Origin of the sequence: Streptomyces sp. SBT349, from assembly GCF_001083795.1 — a bacterium.
GTDB lineage: Bacteria > Actinomycetota > Actinomycetes > Streptomycetales > Streptomycetaceae > Streptomyces.
This window is the reverse complement of record NZ_LAVK01000079.1, coordinates 1-24851: the sequence shown is the minus strand read 5'-3', so window position 1 is coordinate 24851 and position 24851 is coordinate 1. Positions and strand designations below refer to the sequence as shown.

Annotated in this window: 23 protein-coding genes and 1 pseudogene; 15 read left to right on the top strand and 9 right to left on the bottom strand. The window is 73.3% G+C overall.

Annotated features, from left to right (window positions below; genetic code table 11):
- From ADY01_RS12700 to ADY01_RS12685, 4 genes and pseudogenes are all read left to right on the top strand, one after another.
- Positions 1 to 669 (top strand): annotated as a pseudogene (locus ADY01_RS12700) (serine/threonine protein phosphatase); the annotation flags it as partial.
- Positions 670 to 671: 2 nt separating this feature from the next.
- A complete protein-coding gene (locus ADY01_RS12695) occupies positions 672 to 1880 on the top strand; it encodes a protein kinase domain-containing protein (RefSeq protein ID WP_063784208.1) in 1209 nt (402 codons plus the stop codon).
- A complete protein-coding gene (locus ADY01_RS12690) occupies positions 1877 to 2608 on the top strand; it encodes a vWA domain-containing protein (protein WP_049570902.1) in 732 nt (243 codons plus the stop codon). Before ADY01_RS12695 ends, ADY01_RS12690 begins: the two co-directional genes overlap by 4 nt.
- Positions 2605 to 3030, top strand: coding sequence for a hypothetical protein (locus ADY01_RS12685; protein ID WP_049570899.1), 426 nt, complete (start codon positions 2605 to 2607; stop codon positions 3028 to 3030). The genes ADY01_RS12690 and ADY01_RS12685 overlap by 4 nt, the downstream gene beginning before the upstream one ends.
- A gap of 52 nt (positions 3031 to 3082) precedes the next feature.
- Here the strand turns inward: ADY01_RS12685 and ADY01_RS12680 are convergent, their stop codons facing one another.
- The gene (locus tag ADY01_RS12680; protein WP_159001171.1) at positions 3083 to 3391 is read right to left on the bottom strand and encodes a hypothetical protein; all 309 of its coding nucleotides are present in this window, start codon (positions 3389 to 3391) and stop codon (positions 3083 to 3085) included.
- On the opposite strand from ADY01_RS12680, the gene ADY01_RS12675 reads away from it, so the two are divergent.
- On the top strand, positions 3357 to 4106 hold the full coding sequence (locus tag ADY01_RS12675) for a hypothetical protein (RefSeq protein ID WP_049570892.1): 750 nt from the start codon (positions 3357 to 3359) through the stop codon (positions 4104 to 4106). The two genes, ADY01_RS12680 and ADY01_RS12675, sit on opposite strands and share 35 nt — an antisense overlap.
- Positions 4107 to 4160: 54 nt before the next feature.
- Here the strand turns inward: ADY01_RS12675 and nrfD are convergent, their stop codons facing one another.
- From nrfD to ADY01_RS12655, 4 genes are all read right to left on the bottom strand, one after another.
- On the bottom strand, positions 4161 to 5246 hold the full coding sequence (gene nrfD / locus ADY01_RS12670; RefSeq protein WP_049570887.1) for an NrfD/PsrC family molybdoenzyme membrane anchor subunit: 1086 nt from the start codon (positions 5244 to 5246) through the stop codon (positions 4161 to 4163).
- The gene (locus tag ADY01_RS12665) at positions 5243 to 6202 is read right to left on the bottom strand and encodes a 4Fe-4S dicluster domain-containing protein (RefSeq protein WP_049570884.1); all 960 of its coding nucleotides are present in this window, start codon (positions 6200 to 6202) and stop codon (positions 5243 to 5245) included. The genes nrfD and ADY01_RS12665 overlap by 4 nt, the downstream gene beginning before the upstream one ends.
- Before the next feature lie 2 nt (positions 6203 to 6204).
- Positions 6205 to 9462: a formate dehydrogenase gene (gene fdh / locus ADY01_RS12660; protein WP_049570881.1), complete on the bottom strand. Its 3258-nt coding sequence runs from the start codon at positions 9460 to 9462 to the stop codon at positions 6205 to 6207.
- Positions 9463 to 9648: 186 nt separating this feature from the next.
- Positions 9649 to 10611 carry a helix-turn-helix transcriptional regulator gene (locus tag ADY01_RS12655; protein WP_049570879.1) on the bottom strand — a complete coding sequence of 321 codons (963 nt, stop codon included), beginning with the start codon at positions 10609 to 10611 and terminating at the stop codon, positions 9649 to 9651.
- Positions 10612 to 10674: 63 nt separating this feature from the next.
- Here ADY01_RS12655 and ADY01_RS12650 point away from each other — a divergent pair, with 63 nt between their 5' ends.
- Both ADY01_RS12650 and ADY01_RS12645 read left to right on the top strand, forming a co-directional pair.
- The gene (locus ADY01_RS12650; protein ID WP_049570876.1) at positions 10675 to 12231 is read left to right on the top strand and encodes an MFS transporter; all 1557 of its coding nucleotides are present in this window, start codon (positions 10675 to 10677) and stop codon (positions 12229 to 12231) included.
- A gap of 232 nt (positions 12232 to 12463) precedes the next feature.
- On the top strand, positions 12464 to 13510 hold the full coding sequence (locus tag ADY01_RS12645; RefSeq protein ID WP_324612911.1) for a LacI family DNA-binding transcriptional regulator: 1047 nt from the start codon (positions 12464 to 12466) through the stop codon (positions 13508 to 13510).
- Here ADY01_RS12645 and ADY01_RS12640 read toward each other — a convergent pair.
- Positions 13507 to 14235: a TetR/AcrR family transcriptional regulator gene (locus ADY01_RS12640; RefSeq protein ID WP_049570869.1), complete on the bottom strand. Its 729-nt coding sequence runs from the start codon at positions 14233 to 14235 to the stop codon at positions 13507 to 13509. The genes ADY01_RS12645 and ADY01_RS12640 overlap by 4 nt on opposite strands.
- 396 nt (positions 14236 to 14631) lie before the next feature.
- On the opposite strand from ADY01_RS12640, the gene ADY01_RS12635 reads away from it, so the two are divergent.
- Genes ADY01_RS12635 through ADY01_RS12625 form a run of 3 tightly spaced genes read left to right on the top strand, consistent with a single transcriptional unit; the run spans position 14632 to position 16253 of the window.
- Positions 14632 to 15342 (top strand): phosphatase PAP2 family protein, encoded by a 711-nt coding sequence (locus tag ADY01_RS12635; RefSeq protein WP_078900241.1) that lies wholly within the window; start codon positions 14632 to 14634, stop codon positions 15340 to 15342.
- Between the two features lie 60 nt (positions 15343 to 15402).
- Positions 15403 to 16002 carry an ArsR/SmtB family transcription factor gene (locus ADY01_RS12630; RefSeq protein WP_049570866.1) on the top strand — a complete coding sequence of 200 codons (600 nt, stop codon included), beginning with the start codon at positions 15403 to 15405 and terminating at the stop codon, positions 16000 to 16002.
- A 14-nt stretch (positions 16003 to 16016) separates the two neighbouring features.
- A complete protein-coding gene (locus ADY01_RS12625) occupies positions 16017 to 16253 on the top strand; it encodes a hypothetical protein (RefSeq protein ID WP_049570863.1) in 237 nt (78 codons plus the stop codon).
- Positions 16254 to 16344: 91 nt separating this feature from the next.
- Here ADY01_RS12625 and ADY01_RS12620 read toward each other — a convergent pair whose 3' ends face one another.
- Both ADY01_RS12620 and ADY01_RS12615 read right to left on the bottom strand, forming a co-directional pair.
- Entirely contained in the window at positions 16345 to 17235 is an 891-nt protein-coding gene (locus ADY01_RS12620) for a polysaccharide lyase family protein (protein ID WP_078900240.1), read from the bottom strand.
- Between the two features lie 2 nt (positions 17236 to 17237).
- Entirely contained in the window at positions 17238 to 18788 is a 1551-nt protein-coding gene (locus ADY01_RS12615) for an alkaline phosphatase D family protein (protein ID WP_053170759.1), read from the bottom strand.
- Positions 18789 to 19175: 387 nt separating this feature from the next.
- Between ADY01_RS12615 and ADY01_RS12610 the strand changes: the two genes are divergently transcribed.
- From ADY01_RS12610 to ADY01_RS12595, 4 genes are all read left to right on the top strand, one after another.
- Complete coding sequence (locus tag ADY01_RS12610) at positions 19176 to 20024, top strand: VOC family protein (RefSeq protein WP_234320191.1); 849 nt, start codon at positions 19176 to 19178, stop codon at positions 20022 to 20024.
- Positions 20025 to 20071: 47 nt separating this feature from the next.
- Positions 20072 to 21544, top strand: a complete 1473-nt coding sequence (locus ADY01_RS12605; protein ID WP_107081715.1) for a sensor histidine kinase — start codon at positions 20072 to 20074, stop codon at positions 21542 to 21544.
- Positions 21541 to 22203, top strand: coding sequence for a response regulator (locus ADY01_RS12600; protein WP_049570860.1), 663 nt, complete (start codon positions 21541 to 21543; stop codon positions 22201 to 22203). The genes ADY01_RS12605 and ADY01_RS12600 overlap by 4 nt, the downstream gene beginning before the upstream one ends.
- 117 nt (positions 22204 to 22320) lie before the next feature.
- Positions 22321 to 23427, top strand: a complete 1107-nt coding sequence (locus tag ADY01_RS12595) for a serine hydrolase domain-containing protein (protein WP_049570857.1) — start codon at positions 22321 to 22323, stop codon at positions 23425 to 23427.
- 101 nt (positions 23428 to 23528) lie between these two features.
- On the opposite strand, the gene ADY01_RS12590 is transcribed toward ADY01_RS12595, so the two are convergent.
- Entirely contained in the window at positions 23529 to 24203 is a 675-nt protein-coding gene (locus tag ADY01_RS12590; RefSeq protein WP_234320190.1) for a fascin domain-containing protein, read from the bottom strand.
- A 134-nt stretch (positions 24204 to 24337) separates the two neighbouring features.
- On the opposite strand from ADY01_RS12590, the gene ADY01_RS12585 reads away from it, so the two are divergent.
- Positions 24338 to 24790: a DUF6508 domain-containing protein gene (locus tag ADY01_RS12585; protein WP_049570853.1), complete on the top strand. Its 453-nt coding sequence runs from the start codon at positions 24338 to 24340 to the stop codon at positions 24788 to 24790.
- Positions 24791 to 24851: the final 61 nt, after the last annotated feature.

Below are 24851 nucleotides of genomic sequence, written 5' to 3'. Positions count from 1 at the left end.
GGGGGCATGGGCATGGGCGGGAGCGGTTCCGGCGAGGTGGCGTGCCAGGCGCTGTGGGCGGGCGACTCGCGGTCGTACGCGCTGCTGCCCGCGAGCGGCCTGCACGCGCTGACGCGCGATCACACGCACATGGACGACGCGTTGGAGCAGCTGCGCGAGGACCCGGCGATGACCAACGTCATCTGCGCGGACCGCCCGTTCCGCGTCGACGCGCACGAGAGGACGTTCCCGCTGCCGTGCGTGCTGCTCTGCGCGACGGACGGCTTCTTCGGGTATCTGCACACGCCGGGGCAGTTCGAGTGGGTGCTGCTGCGGACGCTGGAGCGGGCCACCGATCTGGCCGAGTGGGCGCGGCTGCTGCGTACCGAGGTGCAGGGGTACACGGCGGATGACGCCTCACTCGCCCTGGTGACGCCGGGGTTCGGCGACTTCGGCGAGGTGCGTGCCGCCTTCGCCGCGCGGTGCGAGGCCGTGCGGGCGGGCTACGCGGCACGCCCGCCGGAGGGGCAGGGATCGGGGAACGGATCCGGGGCCGGACCCGCGGCTGGAGCCGGTGGCGGAGCGGGGGAGGGCGGCTCCCCGGGCGGGCTGCGAGGGTGGCAGGAGGCCGCCTGGGAGTCCTACCGGGCCGGTTATGAGACGCACATGCCGCCGGTGCGGGAGGAATGAGCGTGAAACAGGGCGATGTCATCGCCGGGTACCGCCTCGTCAGCGAGCCCACCAACGCCAATGGCGGCAAGTGCATCTGGGCGTTCGCCGAGAGGGAAGGCAAGCAGTACTTCCTCAAGCGCTTCCTGGAGCCCAAGCGGCCGCGCGAGGGCGCGTCGGGAAGCGCCGTCTCGCTGCGGATCAGGCGCCAGGCGTGCGAGGAGTTCGAGGAGCGCCACCGCGGCATCATGCGCCGCCTGCGGCCCGACGCGCGGGGCGGGGGGAACCTGGTGCTCGCCGTCGACTTCTTCCACGAGCGCAGCACCTACTACAAGGTGACGGAACGCATCGACACCGCCAGCCTCGCCGAGCCGCACACCCTCGCCCCCGCGCACCGGGCGGTGCTGCTGAAGACTCTGGGCAGCAGTCTCAAGCTGCTGCACGACATCGAGGTGGTGCACGGGGACCTCAAGCCGGCCAACGTGCTGGTGCAGCGGCGCGAGGGTGCCACGTTCCACACGGCGAAGCTGATCGACTTCGACGACTCGTATGTCTCGGGGCAGCCGCCGGGGCGCGACGACATCGCGGGGGACTCGCTGTACGGGGCGCCAGAGTGGCGCCGTTATGTGCAGGGCGACGAGCTGATCGAGGAGCCGGACCTCACCACGGCCGTGGACATCTTCGCCCTCGGCCTGATGACGCACCTCTATCTGACGGGGGCGGTCCCGGGCTTCGACGAACGGTTCGGGTCGCCCGCGGACGCCGTCAACGCCGAGGAGGCGCTCGCCCTCGACGCACGGCTCTCGGATCCGGCGTACGAGCTGGTGCGGGACATGACGGCGTGGGACCCGGGCGCCCGCCCGTCCATCGAGACGTTTCTCGCCGTCCTCGGCGAGGCGGACGTGTGCGCGCTGGGGGAGCCGAGGGAACGGCGCGCGCCGAGGCCCGCCGCGCCGGCGCCCGCACCCGCGCCCGTGCCCGTGCCCGGGGGATCCGCGCCCGCGGAGCCGGGGGCGCCCGCGGGGGACGACGAGCCGGGGGACGGGGGCGCGGACGGTGACGGTGAGGGTGACGCTGAAGGGGCGCCGCGGACCAGCCGCGTTCGCGCCAACCTCACCGGCGGGGCGCGGGCGCCCGGGACCGGTCCCGGACCGGTCCATGACGATGGTGGGACGGCGCCGAGGCCGTCACGTGTGCGCTTCAACCCGCGGAGCCGTCGCTCCACCTCATGACCGAGAGGAGAATCCAGGTGGGTCACGAACTGGAGAAGTATCAGGGGAACCTTCGGTACGCGGTGGACATCGTGCTGTGCGTCGACGCCACGGGCAGCATGTACCCGGTCATCGGTGCCGTGAAGAACAGCGCGCTCCAGTTCCACGAGCGGCTGAACGGGGTGATGGCGAAGAAGGGGAAGGAGATCAGCCAGCTGCGGCTGCGGGTGATCGCCTTCCGGGACTTCGGGGACAACCCGAACAACGCGATCGAGGAGACGCCGTTCCTTCATCTCCCTGCGCAGTCGGCGGAGTTCGAGGCGTTCCTGCGCGGGGTCGACGCCACGGGCGGTGGTGACATCCCCGAGTCGGGTCTGGAGGCGTTGGCCCTCGCCGTGAACTCGCCCTGGGAGAAGGGGCTCGACCGGCGGCGCCATGTCGTCGTCATGTTCACGGACGCCCCCGCACACCCGCTGGGAACGGTCGGCGCGACGGCGCGCACCTACCCGCAGAACATCCCGCGGTCCATGGACGCCCTGTTCGAGCAGTGGGGTTACGCGCGCAGCCAGACCGCGGTGATGGAGCAGTCGGCGAAGCGGCTGGTGCTCTTCGCGCCGGAGGAGGAGCCCTGGAAGGAGGCCATCGGGGAGGAGTGGGACCTGACGCTCCACTTCCCGTCGCGGGCGGGCGAGGGCCTCGAGGAGTTCGAGATGGACGAGATCATCGAGACGATCGCGAACAGCCTGTGATCCTCCAGGGCGAGGGCGTCCTGGTGGGGGTCGGGGCCGGGCGGCTGACGTTCCAGTGGGCCGACTCCGGCTTCGAGGCACCGGCCGCCACCTGCGCGGAGCTGGCCATCTCCCTCCACGCGGACGACGGGCGGATGCAGCTGCTGTTCCGCCTGCACACGGCCGGTGCCACCGAGAGCGGCCATGTGCTGGTCCGGGTGGTGGTCGCCGCCGAATTCGAACTGGAGGTGCGGGAGTTCGCCGAACGGTGCGCGCGGGAGTACGGCGTCGCGCGCGTCCGCGTGGCGCTGCCGCCCCCTCCCCCGCCGCCCCCGCCGCGGATCCCGGCCGACAGCGCTGAGTGGACGATCTCGCCGGTGGCGCCGCTGACCGAGGCGCTGTTCACCGAGGTGCTGCGGCGGTCGGCACGCCGGGTCCCCTGAGGAAGGAGAGCGGGATGTCCGGGGGGACGTGGCGCTGTTCCGAGTGCGACATCTACAACGGCAACGACGTGAGCGTGTGCGACATCTGCGCCACGCCGCGGGCCGCGGCGCCCAAGCCCAAACCGGCTCCGGTGAAGAAGGCCGTCCCCAGCCCGCGTCCGAAGCCCCCGCCGGGGAAGAAGGCACCGGGGAAGAAGCCCTCGTCCGCCGCGAAACCGTCGTCCGCCGCGAAGCCCTCGTCCGCCAAGAAGACATCTCCGAAGAAGACGCCCCCGAAGAAGACCGAGCCTTCGGCGAGTGTGCCGTCGTCGGTGTGGACCACGCCCGTGGCCAGGGGGTGGACGTGCCGGACGTGCCGCACGCACAACGCCTCCACGGCGGCCGAGTGCGCGGGGTGCGGCGGGCGCTGGGCCGACGGCCTGGGCCGGGTCGGGTCGGTCCGGACCCCGCCGTTCCGCCCCTCCTACGGTGCCGCCTACCGCCCCTCCCCCCGTGATCCGGAGAGCACGGAGAGCCTGGACGAACTGCTCGCCCGACTCGGCGAGTTGCGCGAGAGGATGCCCGCGCCCGCGGTCCCCGATCCGCCGTTGAGGCAGGAGCCGGTGCCCTCGGGGTGCGCCGGGTGCCTGGCGTTTCTGCTGATCGTCGGCCTGGTGGCGCTGTTGGGCTGGGCGGTGCCCCAGTGGTTCGACGACGAGGAGAGCACCCCATCGGGTGACGAGACCCCGCGGTCGGCCGAGGAGCCGCTCCCCGAGTGGTCGGGTCCCTGTCCCGACCGGGTGGCCGACGGGCTGGAGCTGGCGCCGGGGGCGACAACGGAGCTGGTGGCGGCGTACCGGACGGAGGAGACGCAGATCCTCATCTGCCGCGAGGAATCCGGTGCACTGCACTATGTGGACGAGTTCATCGACCTGAGGGAGGCCGGGACCATCTTTCCCGCGGAGGAGACCGAGTCCGGCTTCACCGCGGAGAACCCGCCGAACCGCTACGAGATCGCCGGCGACGTGCTGCGGTTCTTCGAGGACGGCGAGTACACCGGCGAGCGCGAGATCACCCCCGAACCGTCCCCCACCTGACGCGTTCGCCGACACGTTCCGCCGATCCGTGCACCCGGCGTGGTCACCATCCGCTCAGCCCTCGGTGCCGCGTGCGTCGAGGCGTTCCCGCTGCGGGGCGACCGTGTACGCGGGGTCGCGCGCCGAGGCGATCCCCGCGTGGAAGACGCCGAACCGGGTGCACGCGGACGCCGCGAGCAGCGCCGCCCCGCTGAGCGCCGCGGCGGCGCGGCTGCGCCCGGCGAGCAGGGCCGCGCCTGCGGCGCCCGCGACGGCCAGCCGCTCCGCGGTCCGCAGCAGGCGGCCCGCCGTCCCCCGCCGGTAGGTCTCGGCGGCCAGGCCCGCGCCGCGGTGGAGGCGGCGCATCACGGTGAGTTCAGCTGCGGTGCCCAGCACGGCGGCGCGGCGAGCGGGGCCGTTCTCGGCCGGTGGCCCGGTGAGCAGCGCCATGCCCGCCGCGGCACCCGCGGCGGATGCGGTGAACAGGTACGGCAGCTCGCGGTGGGCCTCGTGCCAGGCCGGAACGGCGGTGTCCGCGAGCAGCACGCCGGTGTAGGCGGCGACGACGGGCCCGAGCAGCGCGGCGCCGCGGGTGGCGGCGCTCCCGGTGCGGGGCAGCCGGCCGGTCAGCTCCGAGGCGGCGGCCGTCCCGGCGAGCGGGCCGTAGACGGCCAGCAGCCACGAGCCCATGCTCATGGGCGAGGTCGGCTTGAAGACGCGGAGCATGTGGGTGAAACGGTCGGGTCTGCCCAGGTCGTGGATCAGCGCGGCGGTGGAGAGGACGATCGCGCCCAGCGAACTCACCTTCATCGCGCGGGCGGTTCCCCGGCGGCCGGTGTGCGCGGCGCCCGCCGCCAGCACGGAACCGGCGCCCGCGAGCCCGCCCAGGAAGAGGTATCCGGCGATGTCGGTGGGGGCCCAGGAGGGGGCCTTGACGATCGGGCGCCCGTAGTAGGAGGAAAACTCGGCGGGCGGAACGGCGACGTCCTCGCCGCGTCGGCGATCCTTGCCCCTGCGGCCGGCGCGACCGGCGCGACCGGCCTGACCGGTGCCTTCCCCGTCCGGGCTCCGCCGCTCGCCGTCCATGCCGTTGCCGAACAGCGCCTCGCGCCCGGGCCGTTCGCCCCGCAGCCCGTCCCTGGTCACCCGTGACTCGCTCATCGCCCGCGTCCTCCCTTTCCGTTGCGGAACCCGCCACTCGTCCGCGTGAACGTGGCGAACGTCGCCGTCAGGCCGCCGAGCAGCGCCAGAGCGGCGTAGCCCGCGTGCCGCCACATGGCGGGCAGGTCGCGGGTGGTGACCACGGGGTCGGGCGGCAGGCCGTACACCTCGGGTCTGTCGAGCAGGAGGAAGAACGCGCCCGCGCCGCCGACCCCGTCGGCCGGGTCCTCGCCGTAGAGGCGGGCGTCCGGCACCCCGCTCTCGTGCAACTGCCCGACGCGGGCGGCGGCGCGTTCCCGCAACTCGTCCAGCGGGCCGAACTGGATGGATTCGGTGGGGCACGCCTTGGCGCACGCGGGCTCCTGCCCGGCGCCGAGCCGGTCGTAGCAGAGGGTGCACTTCCAGGCGCGGCCGTCGCCCTCGCGCTGCTCGATCACGCCGTAGGGGCAGGCGGGGACGCAGTAGCCGCAGCCGTTGCAGATGTCCTCCTGGACCACGACCGTGCCGAACTCGGTGCGGAACAGCGAGCCGGTCGGGCAGACGTCGAGGCAGGCGGCGTGCGTGCAGTGCTTGCAGACGTCCGAGGCCATCAGCCAGCGCATGTCGGTGCCGACGGCCGGGCCCGTGCCCAGGTGCGCCTGCTGCCCGCCGAGCGGCTTCTCCTGCTCGATGAACGCGACATGCCGCCAGGTGGAGGCGCCGAGCGCGCCGGTGTTGTCGTAGCTCATGCCGGTGAAGTCGAGGCCGTCCTCGGGGACGGCGTTCCACTCCTTGCACGCCACCTCGCACGCCTTGCAGCCGATGCAGACCGAGGTGTCCGTGAAGAATCCGACGCGCGGTGGCGCGGGCTGGTGTCCCGCGTCCTCGGCCACCTGGGGCTCGGGGCCGGAGAGCAGATTCGCCAGATCCGGCCGGGGCGGGCCCTGTGGCTGCGGGGGGCGTTCGGGTGCCGTCATGGTCAGACCTCCAGGCCGGTGTGCTCGGTTGCCCCGGCGCGCCGCCGGTAGTCGGCCACCAGCGCGCGCAGGGCGGGACCTCGGGGGCGGCGGCCGGGACGGATGTCGGCGGAGAACGCCTTGACCTCCTGGATATGGGCGTTCGGGTCGAGAACGACCGCGGACAGCTCGTTGGCCGCGTCGCCGCGGCTGTACCCGTTGGGCCCCCAGTGGAACGGCAGCCCGATCTGGTGCACCGTCCGTCCGCCCGCGCGCAGCGGCGGCACGCGGGGGGTGACGAGGACGCGGGCCTCGATCGCGTTGCGCGCGGTGATGACGGTGGCCCAGCCGGTGTGCTCCAGGCCGCGCTCGGCCGCGAGCTCGGGGGAGACCTCGCAGAAGAACTCCGGTTGCAGCTCGGCCAGATACGGCTGCAGGCGGCTCATGGCCCCGGCCGTGAAGTGCTCGGTGAGGCGGTAGGTGGTGACGACATAGGGGAAGACGGCGCTGCCGTCGCTGCCGCCCGCCGGGTGGTACTCGTTGCCCGCCCGCGGGTAGGTCCGCCGGACCGGCGAGCGCGGGTGGTCCGGGTGGAGGGAGTTGGGGAACGGCGAGTCCTGCGGCTCGTAGTGCGTGGGCATCGGGCCGTCGACGAGCCCGGCCGGGGAGTAGAGCCAGCCCTTGCCGTCGCCCTGCATGATGAACGCGTCGTCGCCCCGCAGCGCCGCCACGCCCCGCGCCCCGCGGCCGGGAACATGGCCGGGGGCCAGGGTCTGGGGAAAGTCGGGCACGTCGTGGCCGGTCCACCGCTCCTGAGCGGTGTCCCACCAGACGTACGCCTTCCGTTCGCTCCAGGGCGTGCCGTCGGGCGCGGCGGAGGCGCGGTTGTAGAGGACGCGGCGGTTGGCGGGCCAGGCCCAGGCCCACTCGGCAGCGACCCAGTCCTGCTCGGTGTGAGGCTTGCGGCGGGCGGCCTGGTTGACGCCGTCGGCGAAGACGCCGCAGTAGATCCAGCAGCCGCAGGTGGTGGAGCCGTCGTCCTTGAGCTGGGTGTAGGCGGAGAGCGGCGCGCCGTCGGGGCCGCGGCCGTTGATCTCGGCGAGGACGGCGGCGGCGATGGGCTCCTCGAGGGGGCCGTCCACCGGGTAGTCCCAGGCCAGGTCGAGGAAGAGGCGGTCGGCCGGGTCCTCGGAGCCCGCCAGCTTCTCGCGGATGCGGCGGCCCAGGTGGTACGTGAACCACAGCTCGCTGCGCGCGTCGCCCTCCGGCTCGACGGCGGCGTGGTGCCACTGGAGCCAGCGGTTGGTGTTGGTGAACGAGCCGGACTTCTCGGTGTGGGCGGCGGCGGGGAAGAAGAACACCTCGGTGGCGATGTCCTCGGTGACCAGCTCGCCGGTCTCGATCTCGGGGCCGTCGCGCCACCAGGTGGCGGACTCGATGAGGGAGAAGTCCCGGACGACCAGCCAGTCGAGGTGGGCCATGCCCAGCCGCTGGAGGCGGGTGTTGGCCGAGCCGACGGCCGGGTTCTCGCCGAGGAGGAAGTAGCCCTTGCAGATGCCGTCGATCTGGGCCACGACGGTGTCGTAGGTGCTGTGCGAGCCGGTGAGGCGGGGGAGGTGGTCGAAACAGAAGTCGTTCTCCGCGGTGGCGGCGTCGCCGTAGTACGACTTGAGGAGGCTGACCATGTAGGCGCTCATGTTCGCCCAGAAGCCCTTCCGGGTGCGGACGGCTGCGATGAACGAGTCGAGGTCCTGGTGCGCCTGCGCGTGCGGCATGGGGAGATAGCCGGGCAGCAGGTTGAACAGGGTCGGGATGTCGCTCGAACCCTGGATGCTGGCGTGGCCGCGGAGTGCCTGGATGCCGCCGCCGGGGCGGCCGATGTTGCCGAGGAGCAGCTGGAGGACGCAGGCGGCGCGGATGTACTGGGCGCCGACCGTGTGCTGGGTCCAGCCGACCGCGTAGGCGAACGCGCTGGTGCGGTCGGGGCCCGAGTTGCTGGTCAGGGCCTGGCAGACACGGGCGAACGTCTCGCGGGGGATGCCGCAGACCTCCTCGACCAGTTGGGGGGTGTAGCGGGCGTAGTGGCGTTTGAGGAGCTGGAAGATGCAGCGGGGGTGGGTGAGCGTCTCGTCGCGCGCCGTGCCGGGCGGCACGTCCTGGCCGCCGGAGCCGTGGGACTCGGAGCCGCCCGCGTGGTGTTCGAGGACGACGGAGTCGAGGCGTTTGTTGGCGTCGGGGTCGGGAGGGCCCGCCATCGAGCGGACGGCGGCGCCCTCGTACTGCCAGGTGGCCGGGTCGTACACGCCGTTCTCGGCGTCGAGGCCGGAGAAGACGCCGTCCAGGTCCTCGGTGTCCCGGAACTCCTCGGCGACGATGGTCGCCGCGTTGGTGTAGGCGACGACGTACTCCCTGAACTCCTTGCCCTCGGTGAGGACATGGTTGATCAGGGCACCGAGGAACGCGATGTCGCTGCCGGCGCGGATCGGGACGTGCAGGTCGGCGAGGGCGCTGGTGCGGGTGAAGCGCGGGTCGACGTGGATGATCGTGGCGCCGCGGGCCTTGGCCTCCATGACCCACTGGAAGCCGACGGGGTGTGCCTCGGCGTAGTTGGAGCCCTGGATGACGATGCAGTCCGAGTTCTGGAGGTCCTGCATGAACGTGGTGGCGCCGCCACGGCCGAACGAGGTGCCCAGGCCCGCGACGGTGGAGCTGTGGCAGACGCGGGCCTGGTTCTCGATCTGGACGATGCCGAGGCCGGTGAAGAGCTTCTTGATCAGGTAGTTCTCTTCGTTGTCCAGGACCGCGCCGCCGAGGCTGGCGATGCCGAGGGTGCGGGCGACGCGGGAGCCCGCGTGCTCCCACTGCCAGGTCTCGCGACGCGTCGCGATGACCCGGTCGGCGACCATGTCCATTGCGGTGTCCAGGTCCAGCGGCTCCCACTCGGTTGCGTGGGGGCGGCGGTGGAGCACCTGGTGGCGGCGGGAGTCGCCGGTGGTGAGCTGGAGGGTCGCGGAACCCTTGGGACAGAGCCGCCCGCGGCTGATGGGGGAGGCCGGGTCGCCCTCGATGTGGACGATGCGCTCGTCCTTGACGTAGATCTGCTGGCCGCAGCCGACCGCGCAGTACGGGCAGACGGAGTCCACCACCCGGTCGGCGGAGTGGGTGCGGGGCCGGAGCCCGGCGGTGTGCCGCGACTCCGCCGCAGCGCCGCGACCGAGCGGGTCATGGCCCGTCAGCTGCCGGTAGACGGGCCAGTCCTGGACCCAGGTGCGCACGCCCATGCCCGTTTCCTCCGCTTTCGTCGCGTCGTCTGGTCCGATGATGCGGTGGCGGACTCGTCCGCGCACTCGGGGGAGCCCGCTCGCCCCCTTCGACTCCCTCGTCACGTCCGCCTCCTTCATCCCGTCCGCACTCTTCGCCCTGTTGGCCTCGTTCGTCTGTTCTTGTCGCGGAGGGCCTCGGGCGTTTCAATCGCCCGCGGCGCGGCGGTAGCGGTCGGCCATGGCGCGCAGTGCCGCGGCGAGCTCCGGGTCGTCGGAGCCGTCGAAGTCCGCGCCGAGGACGCCGAGCCAGCTCGCGAGTGTCTCGGCGCTGTCCGCGCCGGTCGTGACCCGGCAGCTGTGCTCGTCCAGCGGTTCGACGGTCCCGGCCGTGGGCGGCAGCCGCTCGGCGATGACCGAGGCGGGCGCGTGGACCGTGACGCGCGCCCGGTGGCGCCAGGGCGCGGTGGCGATGCCGCGCGACACGTAGGCGGCGATGTCCTCGTCGGGCAGTGGGCGGGGCGCGAAGCGCGGGCCGGTGGGGGTGCGGGGGCTGATCCGGTCGGCGCGGAACGTGCGCCAGTCGGCGCGGTCGGTGTCCCAGGCGACCAGGTACCAGCGGCGGCCCCAGTTCACCAGGCGGTACGGCTCGACGTCGCGGCGTCCTGTCGTCGCGTCGTGGGTCTCGTAGTCGAACCTGAGGCGCTCGTGGTCGCGGCAGGCCGCGGCGAGTGTGGTGAGCACGTCGGGAGAGACGCCCCGCTCCTGGCGGGTGGGGCGGACGGAGACGGTGAACGCCTGGAGCGCGCCGACCCGGCGGCGCAGCCGGGAGGGCAGCACCTGCTCCAGCTTGGCCAGGGCGCGCAGCGAGGATTCCTCGATGCCGGTGACCGAGCCGCTCGCGGCGGTGCGGAGGCCGACCGTGATGGCCACCGCCTCCTCGTCGTCCAGCAGCAGCGGGGGGAGCGAACTCCCCGCCCCGAGCCGGTACCCGCCGACCGCGCCCCGGGTGGCGTGCACCGGGTAGCCCAGGCGGCGCAGGCGCTCCACGTCGTTGCGGATGGTGCGCGAGGTGACGTCGAGGCGCTCGGCCAGCTCGTTGCCGGTCCACTCGCGCGGGGTCTGGAGGAGGGAGAGGAGGCGGAGCAGACGTGCGGATGTCTCAAGCATGGACGCATTCTGCCGGGTCCATTAGGAACGAAACCTTCCTCATGCCCTGACAGATTGACCGGCATGAACGACACGAACACGCATACGCCGCACGCACCCGAGGCCGGGGCCAAGCCCGGGGCGGGGGCGCACGACCGGCGCTGGCTCGGCCTCTTCGCGATCCTCTCCGCGATGATCATGAACCTGCTCGACGCCACCGTCGTCAACATCGCCGCCCCCTCGATCCGGCAGGACCTCGGCGGCTCCGAGACGAGCCTCCAGTGGATCGCGGCCTCCTACCCCCTCGCGATGGCCGTGGGACTGCTGACCGGCGGGCGCCTGGGCGACATGTTCGGCCGCAGGCGGGTGCTGATGACCGGCGTGCTGGGGTTCGTCGCCTCGTCCGTGGCATGTGCCCTCGCCTGGTCACCCGGGGGGCTGACCGGGGCCCGGGTGGTGCAGGGGCTCTTCGCGGCCATCATGGTGCCGCAGGCGTTCGGCCTGATCCGCGAGATGTTCCCGCCGAGGGAGATCGGCAAGGCGTTCGGCGCGCTCGGGCCCGTGATCGGCCTGTCCACCATCCTGGGGCCGGTCGTCGCCGGGGCGCTCGTCGACGCGGACGTGCTGGGCACCGGCTGGCGGATGGTCTTCCTCATCAATGTGCCGATCGGGGCGTTCACCCTGATCGCCGGGGCGAAGGCCCTGCCGGGCGGCAGCGGGCAACGGGGGCTGCGGCTCGATGTGACCGGCGCGCTGGTGGCCGGGGCCGGGGTCTTCCTGCTGGTCTACCCCCTGGTGCAGGGCCGCGAGCTGGGCTGGCCGGTGTGGCTGCTGGCCGTGGCGGCGGGCGCGGTGGTGGCCCTGGGCACGTTCGCCGTCCAGCAGCGGCGGCGCACGCGCTCCGGCGGAACGCCGCTGGTCGAGCTGAGCGTGCTGGGCCGGAGGTCGTACACCTCGGGGGTGGCGTTCGTCATCGTCTTCTTCGGCTCCATCGTGGGCTTCTCGCTGGCGATCGGGCTGTTCCTCCAGATGGGACTGGGGATGAGCCCGGTGCGGGCCAGCCTGACCATGGTCAGCTGGGCCGTGGGCGCGTTCTTCGGGTCCGCGTTCAGCGCGATGAAGGCCGGTCTGGGCCGCAGGATCCTGCATCTGGGGCTGGCGCTGATGGCGGTGGGACTGGCGGGGATCTACCTGGTCTTCGAACGTGCCGGGACGGGCGTGGGCGGCTGGGACCTGGCGGCGCCGCTCGTGGTCTATGGGCTGGGGATGGGCATGATCTTCGTTCCGCTCTTCGGGATCATCATGGGCGAGGTCCGCGACCACGAGGTGGGCTCAGCCTCCGGCCTGCTGGAGGCGTTCCAGCAACTGGGCGGCAGCCTGGGTGTCGCCGGGCTGGGTACCGTCTTCTTCTCCGCCGCGGGATCCGCGCCCGCGGTGGCCGACTTCGTCTCCGGCGCGCAGCATGTGACGCTGCTGGCACTGGCGTTGACCCTGGCCGCGATCCCGCTCGGTTTCCTGCTGCCGCGCCACGCACGGGAGCAGGGCGCCACCGAGGCGGCGCCGAACGAGGCACCCGCGTCCGGGACGGCGCCGCGAGGTGGGACGGCGGCCGAGCGCACGCCCGAGCCGGCGAGGGTGTGACATTGCCCCGCCCCTGGTGATGCCCGTGCCCCCGAGCCTCCACTCGGGGGCACGGGTGCGCGCGGCGGGGGGCGCGTGCGCGGGGCCCGCGTCAACGCCGAGGGCGCCGTCCCCCGGGGCATTGTTGTGACGGGTCGGTGGGCGTACCTTCGCTGGTGAGGGCCGCGTCCGGCCCCTCCCCCGCGCGCCGTACGCCGGTCCGCGGCGGAGGAGCAAACGCTAGGCTGCCGCCGTGACTTCGGGAGATTCCGTAGACAGCACCGTGAGGCGGGCCAACATCCGGTTGGTCGCACAGGTGGCAGGGGTGTCCATGTCCACGGTCAGCAATGTGCTCAACAAGCCCCAGCTGGTGGCCCATTCGACGCGGCACCGGGTCCGGGACGCGATGGACCAGGTCGGCTATGTCCGCAATGGCGCCGCCCGGCAGCTGCGCGGCGCGCCCAGCTCGGTGGTCGGCTGTGTGCTGCTCGACACCTCCAACGCCTACTTCGCGACCGTCGCCCGTGGCATCGAGGACTGCCTCGCGGACGACGGCTGCATGCTCGTCCAGTGCAGCACCGACATGCAGGAGCGCCGCGAGGAGCGCTATCTGCGGCTCCTCGAGGAGCAGGGTGTCCGGGGCGTGATCATCAGTCCCGTCGCGCCCGGCCTTCCCGAACTCGTGCGGCTCGGGGAGCGCGGCATCCCCGTCGTCCTCCTCGACCACCCGCGCGACGGCACCGACCTGTGTGCGGTGACGGTCGACAACGTCGCGGGCGGCGCCCTGGCCGCCCGCCACCTGCTGGCGGCGGGGCAGCGGAACATCGCGTTCGTCCGCAGCGGGCCACCGCTGCGCACGATCAGCGACCGCCTCGCCGGCGTGCGGGACGCGTTCTACGACCACGGGCTCGACCCCGACGCGCATGTCGCGGAGATCGCGGTGCGGTCCACGGCGACCTCCGCGATCGCGGAGGAGGCCATCGCGGGCATCCTGGGCCGCTCGCCCCGGCCGGACGCCGTGATCTGCTGCAACGATGCCGCCGCCCTCGGCGTCTACCGCGGCCTGCGTGAGCGCGGCATCGCGATCCCGGACGACATCAGCGTGGTCGGCTATGACGACGTCGAGTTCGCGGCGGAACTCTCGCCCGCCCTGACCACCGTCCGCCAGCCCGCGTATGAGGTGGGCTATGCCGCGGCCAGGCTGCTGCTGAGCGAGGAGCAGACCGGTCACCGCCATGAACAAGTCACCTTCCTCCCTGAACTGGTCGAGCGGGACTCCACCGCCCCGCGCCTCCGTTAGACCAGGCGCGTCTGAAGGCCGTCGAGGATCCGAGCCAGGCCGTAGTCGAAGCCGTCCTCCCGGGCGGTGCCGGTGTCCTCCTCCCGCTGGGCGGCGTACAGCCTCCGCAGCCGCGGATACGGACGGGCCGCCCGCTCGGCTGCGGGCCGGACCTGTTTTCTCCATTGGCGCTCGTCCTGGTCGCCCCGCGCGAGGGTGACCAGCAAGGCCGCCTCGCTCGTCGCCTTCCCGGTGACATAGGAGACCAGGGTCTGCGCGGCCTGGTTCGCCTCGTCCAGCGTGAAGCCCGCCTCCTCGAACAGGCCGAGCAGCCCCTCGGACATCCGCATCAGATTCGGTCCCAGGTGGGCGAGCCCGACCTCGCCGAGCACGGAGACCATCCACGGATGACGCAGGATCACCGAGCGCAGCCTGTGCGCGCACTCCGCCGCCGCCTCCCGCCACCCCTCGGGGCCGCTCGGGGGCACCACGTCCATCTCGCCGTAGACCTCGTCCACGACCAGCTCGATCAGCTCGTCCTTGTTCGCCACGTGGGTGTACATCGAGGTGGCGCCCGCGTTCAGCCGGGTGCCGAGCTTCCGCATCGACAGGGCGTCGAGACCGTCCGAGTCGAGCAGTCGCAAAGCCTCGGTCACGATCTGGGCCCTGCTCAGCGACGGCTGCTCCCGCCGGGCCCGGTGCGGGCGGGTCCACACGGACGGGACGACCTGCTCCTCGGCCTCCATGGCACGGCTCCTCTCCGTCGAGTCTGTCGTCCCCCAGTGTAGCGCACACTGTGCGCTCTTGCGTCCATCGTTCGATGGCAGTACGCTGTGCGGGAACGTCGAACAGTGTTCGAGGCGAGCGCACGCCGTGCGATGCCGACCTCGATTGACCCTCGAAGGAGGAGCCGATGGACCGCTGGACGGGGAAGGGCGGGACCCGCCGCCGGAGACGCCTGCCTGGACGGCTCGACCTGCGTGAGGGTGCAAGGAGTGCCGCGCGTGGCCAGGCGGCGGCGCACGCGGAGAAGGTGGTGCGCATGGGCGGGTGACGTGGGGCCGGACCTGACGAAAGTCAGGGGCCCGGTCGGTCTTTCGACCCGGGTGCCCTGATCCCCGTCTCCCTAGGGTCCGGTAGCCATGACAGAAGAAACACGACAAGGTCAGGGGCTGCGCCGCCTGGGCGGTGCACTGGCGATCCTCGCGGCCGGTCTGGTCGCCCTGGCCCTCCTCTGGCCCGGAGGGCTCGGACATCCGGAGCCCCTCCCCGTCACGTCGGGCGCCTCGGTGGAGCTGTACCGCACCCTTACGGACGCCGTCGCGGGAGCGCCGGAGTGGCTGGCGGTGATATCCGAAGGAGCCACGGAAGGAGGGCTGGTCGCGCTCGGGCTGCTGCTCCTGTGGCTCGGCTGGGGCGGTCTCAGGCATGGCGAGCCGCGCGAGGTTGCCGGCGTCCTGCTGACCGGGCTGGCCACCGTGGCCGCCTACGCCGGGAGCGAGGCGCTCAAGCTGGTGGCCGACCAGGAGCGGCCCTGCCGGGCGGTCCCCGGTGCCGACGCGCTCGCCGCATGCCCCCCGCCCGGCGACTGGGCCTTCCCCAGCAATCACGCGACCCTCGCCGTCGCCCTGGCCACCGGCCTGATCTGGCTCCGGCCGCGCGTCGCCGTGCTCGCCCTGCCCCTGGCGGTGGCGACGGCCGTCCTGCGCGTGGTCGTCGGCCTGCACTATCCCCACGACGTCCTGGCGGGCGCGGCCCTCGGCGCCGCCGTGACGGCGGCGGTGCTGCTGGCGCTCCTGCCGCTGGTCGGCGCGGTGGCCGCCCCTCGACTGGCGCGGTTCGCCGCCAGATAGGAAGGAAATATTGCGCAACACATATTGCGCAATATTTTTTTCCCTTCTAGGGTCGTCCCCATGACGACGAGGGACTCACGCCGCATCACCGATCTGGGGACGCTCAAGGCATTCGGGCACCCGCTGCGAATGCGGCTGTACCGGGCGCTCTGCGTGGCCGACGCCGATGCCGCCACGGCCTCGCAGCTCGCCGCCCAGGTGGACGAGGCCGTGTCGCTGGTCAGCTACCACCTGCGCAAGCTCGCGGAGCACGGCCTGATCGAGGAGGCCGAGGCGCGCAGCGAGGACAGCAGGGAGCGCTGGTGGAAGGTGGTGTCCCGGCGGATCACCTTCAGGGACCGGGACTTCCTCGGCGAGCCCGAGCGCGTCGCGGCCCACGCCGCCCTCAGCCGCACCATGCTGCGGCAGCACGTCGGCATGTACGAGCAGTACCTTGACGAGCACTCCGCCTGGGAGGGGTGGTGGGAGTCAGCGTTCAGCTCGGAGTACCTGCCGAAGCTCACTCCCGGGGAGCTGGCCGAGCTCGCGGCGGAGATGCGCGCCGTCATGGAGAAGTGGGAGGAGCGGGGCAGGGCCGCCGTCGCCGAGGGCGACACCGAGGGACGCGAGAGCGTGGCGCTGCACCTGTACGGGTTCCCGTTCCGCTCCTCCGGCGGCTGAGGGGGAGAGGGAGCATGCATCCGGACGTTCATCTGGTGGGCGAGCGGCACCGCGCCCGTGAGCTCAGGGCCCGCGCGGCCACCGACGCGCTCGCCCGGCGGGTAGGACCCCGCCCGGCACGCGGCACGTGGCGCGCGACCGCGGGCTTTGACGCGCTGCGCCGGCGCCTCGGCTGGACGCTGGTCGAGGCCGGGCTGCGACTCATTCACGTCAGTGGCGAGCGGCGGCCCGGCCCCGCCGGATCCCCGTAGCGTTCGGCGCCGACCGGCCCTGCCTGGGCTTCCCCGGCCCCGTCCGGTCCCGCCCGGTCCCCGCGTGGGGACCGGGCAGGGGCGCCGCCGGTCAGCGTGGCGCGAAGACGCCGATCGCGTCGTACGCGTGCCAGGACCCCTCGGTCTTCTCCAGCGTCAGCACGTTCTCCCCGGCCACCAACGCCCCGGCCGGGAGGGGAAGTTCGACGAAGGACGGCTTGAGCGGGTTCCCCGGCCTCGTCGCGTCGCCTTCGAGCGAGCCCTTGGTGGCGCCCCTGGCGAAGGGGATCGTGGCGATCTCCGCGCCGTTGACCGCCAGCACGGCCCTGCCCGGAGCCGTCGCGTGCGTGTCCGTCATCCACAGCGCGAACCCGAGGTCGGCGGCCGGCGCCGCCTCCAGCGGGAACCGCAGCGTGAACGTGTGGTTCCGCCGCCCCGCCCAGGAGTCGGAGGGCCCCGGGTGGAGGTACGGCCAGTCCGTCCCCGGCGTGCTCGCGCCGTACCGGTAGTCGACGCCGTCGGGGAACGCCGCCAGGTAGTTCGCGCTGCCCGCGGGCGACAGCGCGAACTCCAGCCCCTTGTGGTCGAACGAGCCGACCACCGCGAGCGGCCGCCCCGTCGCGTACGAGGCCGTGGTCGTCGCCGAGACCCGTTCCGGGTCGCCGCGTTCGCCCGAGTCCACCACCGCGAGCACGCGGTAGTTCCAGGTCACCGCGGCCGGGCCGAGCACGGCGTGCGTGAGGTGCGGGTACGGCGTGGTGGCCAGCAGGTCCCGCGGACCCGTCTCCGGCGACCTGCCGCGCGCCGCGTACACCGCGTAGTGGTCCACCAGCGGCTCCCAGGGCGCCGGGTCCCAGACGAGGTCGATCGCGGCCACGCGCCCGGTGGCACGCAGATTCCGGATGCGGGGCGCGCGAGCGCCGCGTGCGCCGGCGCGCTGTGCGCCGATGCCGAGGCCGTGCGCGCTGATGCCGTGTGCCATGGTCAGCTCACCCTCTCCAGGCCGGGGCGTCCGGCCTCGGTCACGAAGCGGGCGACGGTGGAGACGGGCGCCTCGGCGTCCCGTTCCACATACTCCAGCGCCCGGTAGTCCGCGGTCAGTTCACTCGGGGTCAGGCGGCACAGCGTGTAACCGCGCCTCCCGTCGTAGAACTTCACCCAGGGGTGCTGCACCCAGTCCTCCTCGTACGGGTCGCTCGCCGCGCCGTCGCCGTCCGAGGCGATGGACGAGGTGATCAACTCCGTCCCCACGACCTCCGCCCCCGGGTCGCCGAAGTCGGCCAACAGGTCGCCCGCGGTGGCGCGGTGGGTGTCGCCGGTCAGCACCACCGGGTTCTCCACGGACGGGTGCGCGAACGTGTCGAGCAGCCGTTGCCTGACCGCGGGGAACCCGTCCCACTGGTCCACGCGGTCGTCCGTGACATGCATGACGGCGACCTGCTGCGCGAGCACGTTCCACCGCGCGCCCGAGCGCCGCAGGCCGTCGTGCAGCCAACGCTCCTGGGGGTCGCCGAGGATGGTGGCGCCCCCGCCCGTCACGCGGTACTGGCGGGTGTCGAGGACGTTGACCGAGGCCAGGTCGCCGACCTCCAGACGCCGGTGGAAGCGGGCGTCGGGGCCGCCCACCGGCAGCGACTCCAGCGGCAGCGGCGTGTTCTCGTACAGGGCGCGGTAGGCGACGGCCCTGCGCCGCCTGAAGTCCTCGGGGGTGATGCCGTACTGGGAGGTCTCGTCGGCGTAGTTGTTCTCGACCTCGTGATCGTCCGGCGTGATGACGAACGCCGCCGCGGCGTGCGCGGCCTGGAGGTCGGGGTCGGTCTTGGTGAGGGCGTACCGCAGGCGGTAGTCCGTCAGCGTCACCACCTCGCGGTCGTGGCCCTCGCCGAGCGTCACGCCCTGGCGCCACAGGTTCGCCGCGGTGATGCCGTACTCGTAGATGTAGTCGCCGAGGAAGAACACCAACTCCGGGTCGTCCGCCACCAGATGGCGGTACGCGCCGAACCAGCCGTGGTACCACGCCTGACAGGTGGCGCTGGCGAACGTGAACGAGCCGGGCATCGTGCCCCGGCGCGGCATGGTGCGCACGCGCCCCACCGGGCTGATCCAGCGCCCGGCGCGGAAACGGTAGAAGTACTCGCGCCCCGGGCGCAGTCCACGCGCCCGGGGGTGCACCGCGTGCGCCAGCTCGGGCGTGGCGAGCGCGCGCCCGTGCCGGGCGACGCGCCGGAAGCGGTCGTCCTCGGCGACCTCCCACTCCACGTCGTACGACGCGCGCCCCATGCCGCCGTGCCCGTCGGCGGCCAGCGGCTCGGGTGCCAGGCGCGTCCACAGGACGAATCCGTCGTCCGAGGGGTCGCCCGAGGCGATGCCGAGACGGAACGGGTCGTCGCGCAGGCGCTCGCCCGTGCGGGCCGCCTCGGCGGTTCCGGCCGCGCCCACCCCGGCCAGCAGGGCCGCGGAACCGACACCGGCGAGCTGGAGGAACGAACGGCGGCGGGGGTGGAGTTCGGGCGGTCTCGGAGGTGGTGCGTTCATGTGCGGTGCCGCTGTCCCTGCCTTGGGCGCTCGGTGGGCGCCGGTCGTCAGCACCCTGGTGGGGGAGGGTGACCTGCGTCCCTCCGCATGGCGAAGGGCAGGAGACGGCCAGATGATTTCGCCCGGCGTGGGTGGCGCGCCAACGGGCGCACCCTATCCGGGCGGAGAGGTGCGGGGAGCTCAACTTCGTTGTGTTCGCGGAGAGTTCACCGGGCCGTCTCCGCGCCGGCTGCCACTCACCCGACAGCACCCTCTCGCCGTGCCGATCGGTCCCGGCCTGGCTAGCGTGGGACCGTTGCATCGAGGCATGGCGTGGCATGGCGCGGTATCGCACGCATGGGCGGTATCACACGCATGGCGCGGTCTTGCGGATGGAAGGGAACTTTCGTGTCCGGTATCTCTGAGGGCTTCGCCGAGGGCGAGCCCTGCTGGGCCGACGCCACGGTGCTGGATGTGGACGCCGGGAAGCGGTTCTACGGCGAGCTCTTCGGCTGGGACTTCGGGGAGGGCTCTCCCGAGTACGGCGGATACGCGGAGGCCACCTCGGGCGGCAAGGTCGTCGCGGCGCTCGCCCCCCAGATGGCCGGGCAGGAGGCGCCGCCCGCCTGGACGCTGTACTTCGCCTCCCCCGACGTCGCGGCCACCGCCCGAAAGGTGCGGGAGATGGGCGGCCGGGTGCTGCTCGACCCCATGGACGTCGGCGACCTCGGCCGCATGCTGCTGGCCGCGGAGCCGGGCGGGGTGATCTTCGGCGTCTGGCAGGGCGGGCAGCACCCGGGCTTCGGGCGGCGCGGCGAGCCGGGCTCCTTCGTCTGGGCCGAGGTGGTGACGCCCGACCCGGACGGGGCGGACGCCTTCTTCCCCGCGGTCTTCCCGTTCGAGGCGGAGCGGGTGGTGGGGCCGCCCGAGTTCGATTACCAGGTCTGGAACGTGGCGGGCCGGGCGGTCGCGGGCCGGATGGCGCTGCCGTCCGGGGCACCGGCGGGGACGCCCCCGCACGCGGAGGTCTACTTCGGCGTCGAGGACTGCGACGCCGCGGTGGAGACCGTGCGGCGTCTCGGCGGCCGGGTCATCGGCGGGCCGAACGACAGCCCGTTCGGCCGCGTCGCCTCGGTGGCCGACGACCAGGGCGTGGAATTCACGGTGATCGACCAGTCGGCGGCGCGCGGCGAGCCTCCCGAGACCGGCCTTCCCCGGGAGCGGAAGTCGAACCGCGGGGCGATCTCCGGTACATGACTTTCGGCAGTACCGCGCGGCCCGACCGGTTACGTATCGTAGCGGTCATGAGTGGAGTGATCACAGCGCGTTGGTGGCGGCTGCCGGTCCGGTGGCTGGCGCCGCCCTGGCTGCCCGGGCCGGGGCACCTGCTGCTGGCGGGGGCCACGGCCGCCGCCGGGCTGAGCATCCTGAGCCTGTGGTGGGCGGCGCCCACGGCGGTGTGCGCCTTCCTGGCGGGATGGCGCCCCGGCCGGACCCGATCGACGGCGCTCGCGCTGGTGGCGGCGGTCGCCGCCGGGGTGGTGGCCCTCTCGCTCGCGCCCGCGTCGGTCGCGCTGGGCAGCCGCCTGGTGGGTGTGGTGGCCGGGGCCGCCGTGCTGCCCTGGTTCGTGGCCCGGTTCTGCCGTCAGTACCGGGATCTGATCAGGGCCGGGTGGGAGCGGGCCGAGCATCTGGAGCGCGAGCAGCGGCTCGTCGCCGAGCAGGCCCGGCTGCGCGAGCGGGCGCGCATAGCCCAGGACATGCACGACGTCATCGGGCACGAACTCAGCCTGATAGCCCTGTCGGCCGGCGCGCTCAAGCTCGCTCCCGGGCTGCCCGAGCCCCATCGGGCCGTCGCCCAGGACATCAGGGCGCGGGCCGCCGCCGCGGTGGACCGCCTCGGCGAGGTGATCGGCGTGCTCCGCCACGAGACGGACGCGGCGCCGAAGGAGCCCGGCGACGCGGGGATCGCCGGGCTGGTGGACCGGGCCCGTGCTGCGGGCCTGGCCGTGGAGTTGCGGGTCGAGGGCGCGGCGGACGGTCTGCCGCCGATGGGAGGCCGGGCGGTCCACCGCGTGGTGCAGGAGGCCCTGACGAACGTGGCGAAGCACGCCCCCGGGGCGGCGGCCACCGTCCGCGTCCGGCACACGCCGGGCGAGACGGAGGTGCACGTGGAGAACGGCCCCGCCCCGGCGGATGTCCTCCCGGCCGCCCGAGGCCCCGCGGGCACCGGCGGGTTCGGGCTGATAGGACTCGACGAACGGGTCAGGCTCGCCGGGGGCTCCCTCACCCACGGCGACAGCCGGGGCGACGGCGGCTTCGCGGTCCGCGCCCGCCTGCCCCGCCCCCCTCCCGCCCAGCCGTCTCCCGCGGGTGGCCCGGTCGCCCCCGTGCCCCCGGAGCGGCGGCACGCGCGCCGTGGACTGCGCCGCACGCTGGTCGCGGGGGCGCTGGTCCCGCTGGTCACGGCCGCGGTGCTCACCGGAGGGCTGACCGTGTGGAACGCGGTGGAGGCACGCCAGACGGTGCTGTCGCCCGAGGACTTCGACCGCCTCCACACCGGGCAGAGCCGCGCCGAGGTGGCGGGGTATCTGCCCGCCCGCCAGAGCGAGTTCCGCCCGGCCGAGCCCGAGCCGCGCGCACCGGGCACGGCCTGCGAGTACTACGCGATGACGGACGACCCCTTCGACGACCGGTCCGGGGACATCTACCGCCTCTGCTTCAGGACGGGCACGCTCATATCCGCCGAGGCGTTCCTGGGGAGCGAGGTCCGGTGATCCGGGTGCTGATCGCCGACGACGAGCCCATGATCCGGGCGGGGGTCAGGGCGGTGCTCGCCACCGATCCGGAGATCGAGGTGGTCGCCGAGGCGGGGGACGGGCGCGAGGCGGTGGACATGGTGTGGCGCCACCGCCCGCGGGTGGCCGTGCTCGACATCCGTATGCCGGGACTCGGCGGCATCGAGGCGGCGGCCGAGATCCGGAGGACCGCGCCGGAGACCGGCGTCGTCATGCTCACGACCTTCGGCGAGGACGCCTCCATCCTCCAGGCGCTCGGCGGCGGCGCGGCCGGTTTCCTCATCAAGTCGGGTGAGCCGGAGGAGTTGATCGCGGGGATCCGCGCCGTCGCCGGGGGCGCGGCCTACCTGTCGCCCAAGGTCGCGGCCCGGGTGGTCGCCCACCTCGCGTCCACCGGGGCGGGCGCGGCGGGAGGGCGCCGCACCGCCGCCCGCGAGCGGGTCGCCGCGCTGACCGCGCGGGAGAGGGACGTGCTGGTCCTCCTGGGCACGGGGCTGTCCAACGCCCAGATAGCCCGCCGCCTCCAGGTGGTCGAGGGCACGGTCAAGGCCCATGTCAGCTCGATCCTCGCCCGCCTCGCCGTCGACAACCGGGCGGCGGCGGCCGTGGTCGCCCACGAGGCGGGGCTCGTCCCCTGAGGCTTCCCAGGGCGGTGGTGCTCAGGTTCCGGGGTTGCCGCCTATACCCCCTGGACGTATATTCCTGGCGCGGGGGTCAATACCCCTGCCGGGTATGCGCGCGAGGAGGCGGGCAGGGTGAAGGTCGAGGGATTCACCGCGGACGGCTATGACGCGGTGCGGCAGGTCCTCCAGCGGCTGGTGGACGAGGGCCGGGAGACGGGGGCGGGGGTCTCGGTCTGGCGCGAGGGCCGCGAGGTGGTCCGGCTCAGCGCCGGATGGGCCGACGCCGCGCGGCAACGCCCATGGCGCGACGACACCTTGGTCATGCCCTACTCGCTGTCCAAGACCTTTGTCACCCTGGCGGCCCTGGTCGCCGTCCGCGACGGCGCGCTGGGTCTCGACGAGCCGGTCGCCGACCACTGGAGGGCCTACGGCTTCCGCGGCAAGGAGCGCACCACCCTGCGCCAGGTGCTCACCCACCGGGCGGGCCTGCCGCGTTTCCCCGACCGCGCCGCGGGCCTCGACGCGCTCGACGACGCCGGGCTGCGGGCGAGCCTTGCCGGGGCGGCGCCCGAGTACGTTCCCGGCACCTCGCTCGGCGAGCACGCGCTGACCTATGGCCACCTGGTCGACGGCATCCTGCGCGCGAGCGCGGGGACGACCCTGGGGGAGGTCTTCCGCGAGGAGGTGCGGCCCGCGCTCGGCCTGGACGCCTGGTTCGGCGTGCCCGACGGCGCGCTGGGCCGCGTCGCGGAGCTGGAGTACGCGGACCCCGAGTGGCCCCGCCTGCTCCACGCCGCCCCCTGGCTGCGGATTCCCGCCGGCCCCCTGGACACCGCGCGGACCAACTCCCGCGAGTGGCGCCAGTCGGTGTTCGGTGCGGTCAACCTCCACACCAGCGCGACCGCGATGGCCGCGTTCTTCTCCCGCCTCACCGACGAGGAGGGCCCGCTCCGTGCGCTGCTCGGCCCCCGGCTGCACGCCGACCTCCTCGCCTCCCAGATCACCGGCCACGACGAGGTCTTCGGCACCCGGCTCACCTGGACGCTCGGCCTCATCCGCGACCGCGGCAAGATCGCCAAGGGCGGCATCGGCGGCTCGGCCGCCTGGTGGTCCCTCACGCACCACCACGCCGCCGCCTATCTGACCCGCCGCCTGGACGACCACTCCCGCGCCGCCGAGATCGCCGCCGCCCTCGGCGACGACCTCTCCGTGGTCGGAGAGGACGCGGCAGGAGCGTGACACCAGGGACCGCGGCGTGAACGGAGCCGCCCCCGCCCCCCGCGTATCCGGGGGCGAGGGCGGCCGTTGAGCGCATCGGACTCCGAGGCGGGACCCCGAGGTCAGATCACCTCATAGATGTCGAACCACTCCCACGAGCCGTTCGGCTCGGCCGAGCGGGCGCGCAGCGCGTACTGGAACTGGCCGTCGAAGTTGTACTCCATGGTCACCCACAGCCCGTTCAGCTCCGACCGCAGGGCGTACTCGCCCGTATCCGTCTCGATGTAGAGACGGAAGCGCTCCCAGCCGCCGATGCCGGTCGAGCGGGCGCGCAGCAGGTTCTGCCGGTCGCCCGTGAAGTTCTTCTCGACCGCCACGTAGAGGCCGTTGCCCTGGTTGCGCAGGGCCAGGGTCCCGGTCTCCTCGTCCCAGACGAAGTAGTACTGCTCCCATCCCCCGTAGACCCAGTCCGAACGGGCGCGCAGCGCTCCGGTGTTCGTCCCCGTGTAGCTCAGCTCGCTGGTGACGAAGAGCTCGGTGACGGTGGACTGAAGGGCCAGCGGCCCCTCCTCGAAGTCCGCCTGGGCCCCGACGTCGGCGGCCGGCGAGGAGAGGGTGGAGCCGTTGAGCAACTCCTCCAGATCCCCCCGCTCGACCTCTTCCCACCCCTCGGGCACTCCGGCGGTGGCCGCCCCCGGGGCGGACCCCGGAGCGGCACTCGCCGACGTCGACGCCCCCAGCGCCGACGCGGCCAGCAGGCCGCAGATGCTCGCTATGACAGCAACGTTGCGTCGCACATTCATCCTTCTGTCAGCTCACGGGCCGGTCACGAAATCCCCCCGTCCGTGAGCGCCGACTTCTCATTCTCGCCGCAATCTTCACATACACCTGATGCGCTGTCACCGCGCTTTCCCGGCAGTACGGTTCGGTGATGACCGACGACGGCAACCCCGACGACGCCACGCTGCTCGCCCAGTTGGAGACGTCGCCCGACGCCTGGGGGCGGCTGCTGAACGCGGCCGACGCGTTCGCCGCGTCCCCGCACGCCGAGCACGACGTGAGCTGGAGCCGCCCCGAGCCGGGCGGGGCGGGCTCCGTGTCGCTCCCCTACCCCCTCTACGGGGAACGGGTCGAGCTCGCCCGCCGCGCCCTGGCCGAGGTCCGCGCCGTGACCCCCGCCTACCACTGGACGCGGCACCGGGCGCCCACGGTCCCGGCCGACGGGAGCCCGCTCTCCCCGGCCGACGCGGTCCGCCTGGCCACGGCGCTGGTGCGGGGCGAGCGGTTCGGCGACGGGACCATCGCCGCCGCACTGGAACGCGGCGCCTTCCAGGCGGCCCTGGCCTCCCTCGCCACCTGGTACCGCGCCCGCCCGCCCGCGTAGCCCGGGACGGCGTCGCGCGGGACCCCCGCGGCCCGCGCGACGCCGTCCCGGGCTACGCGGG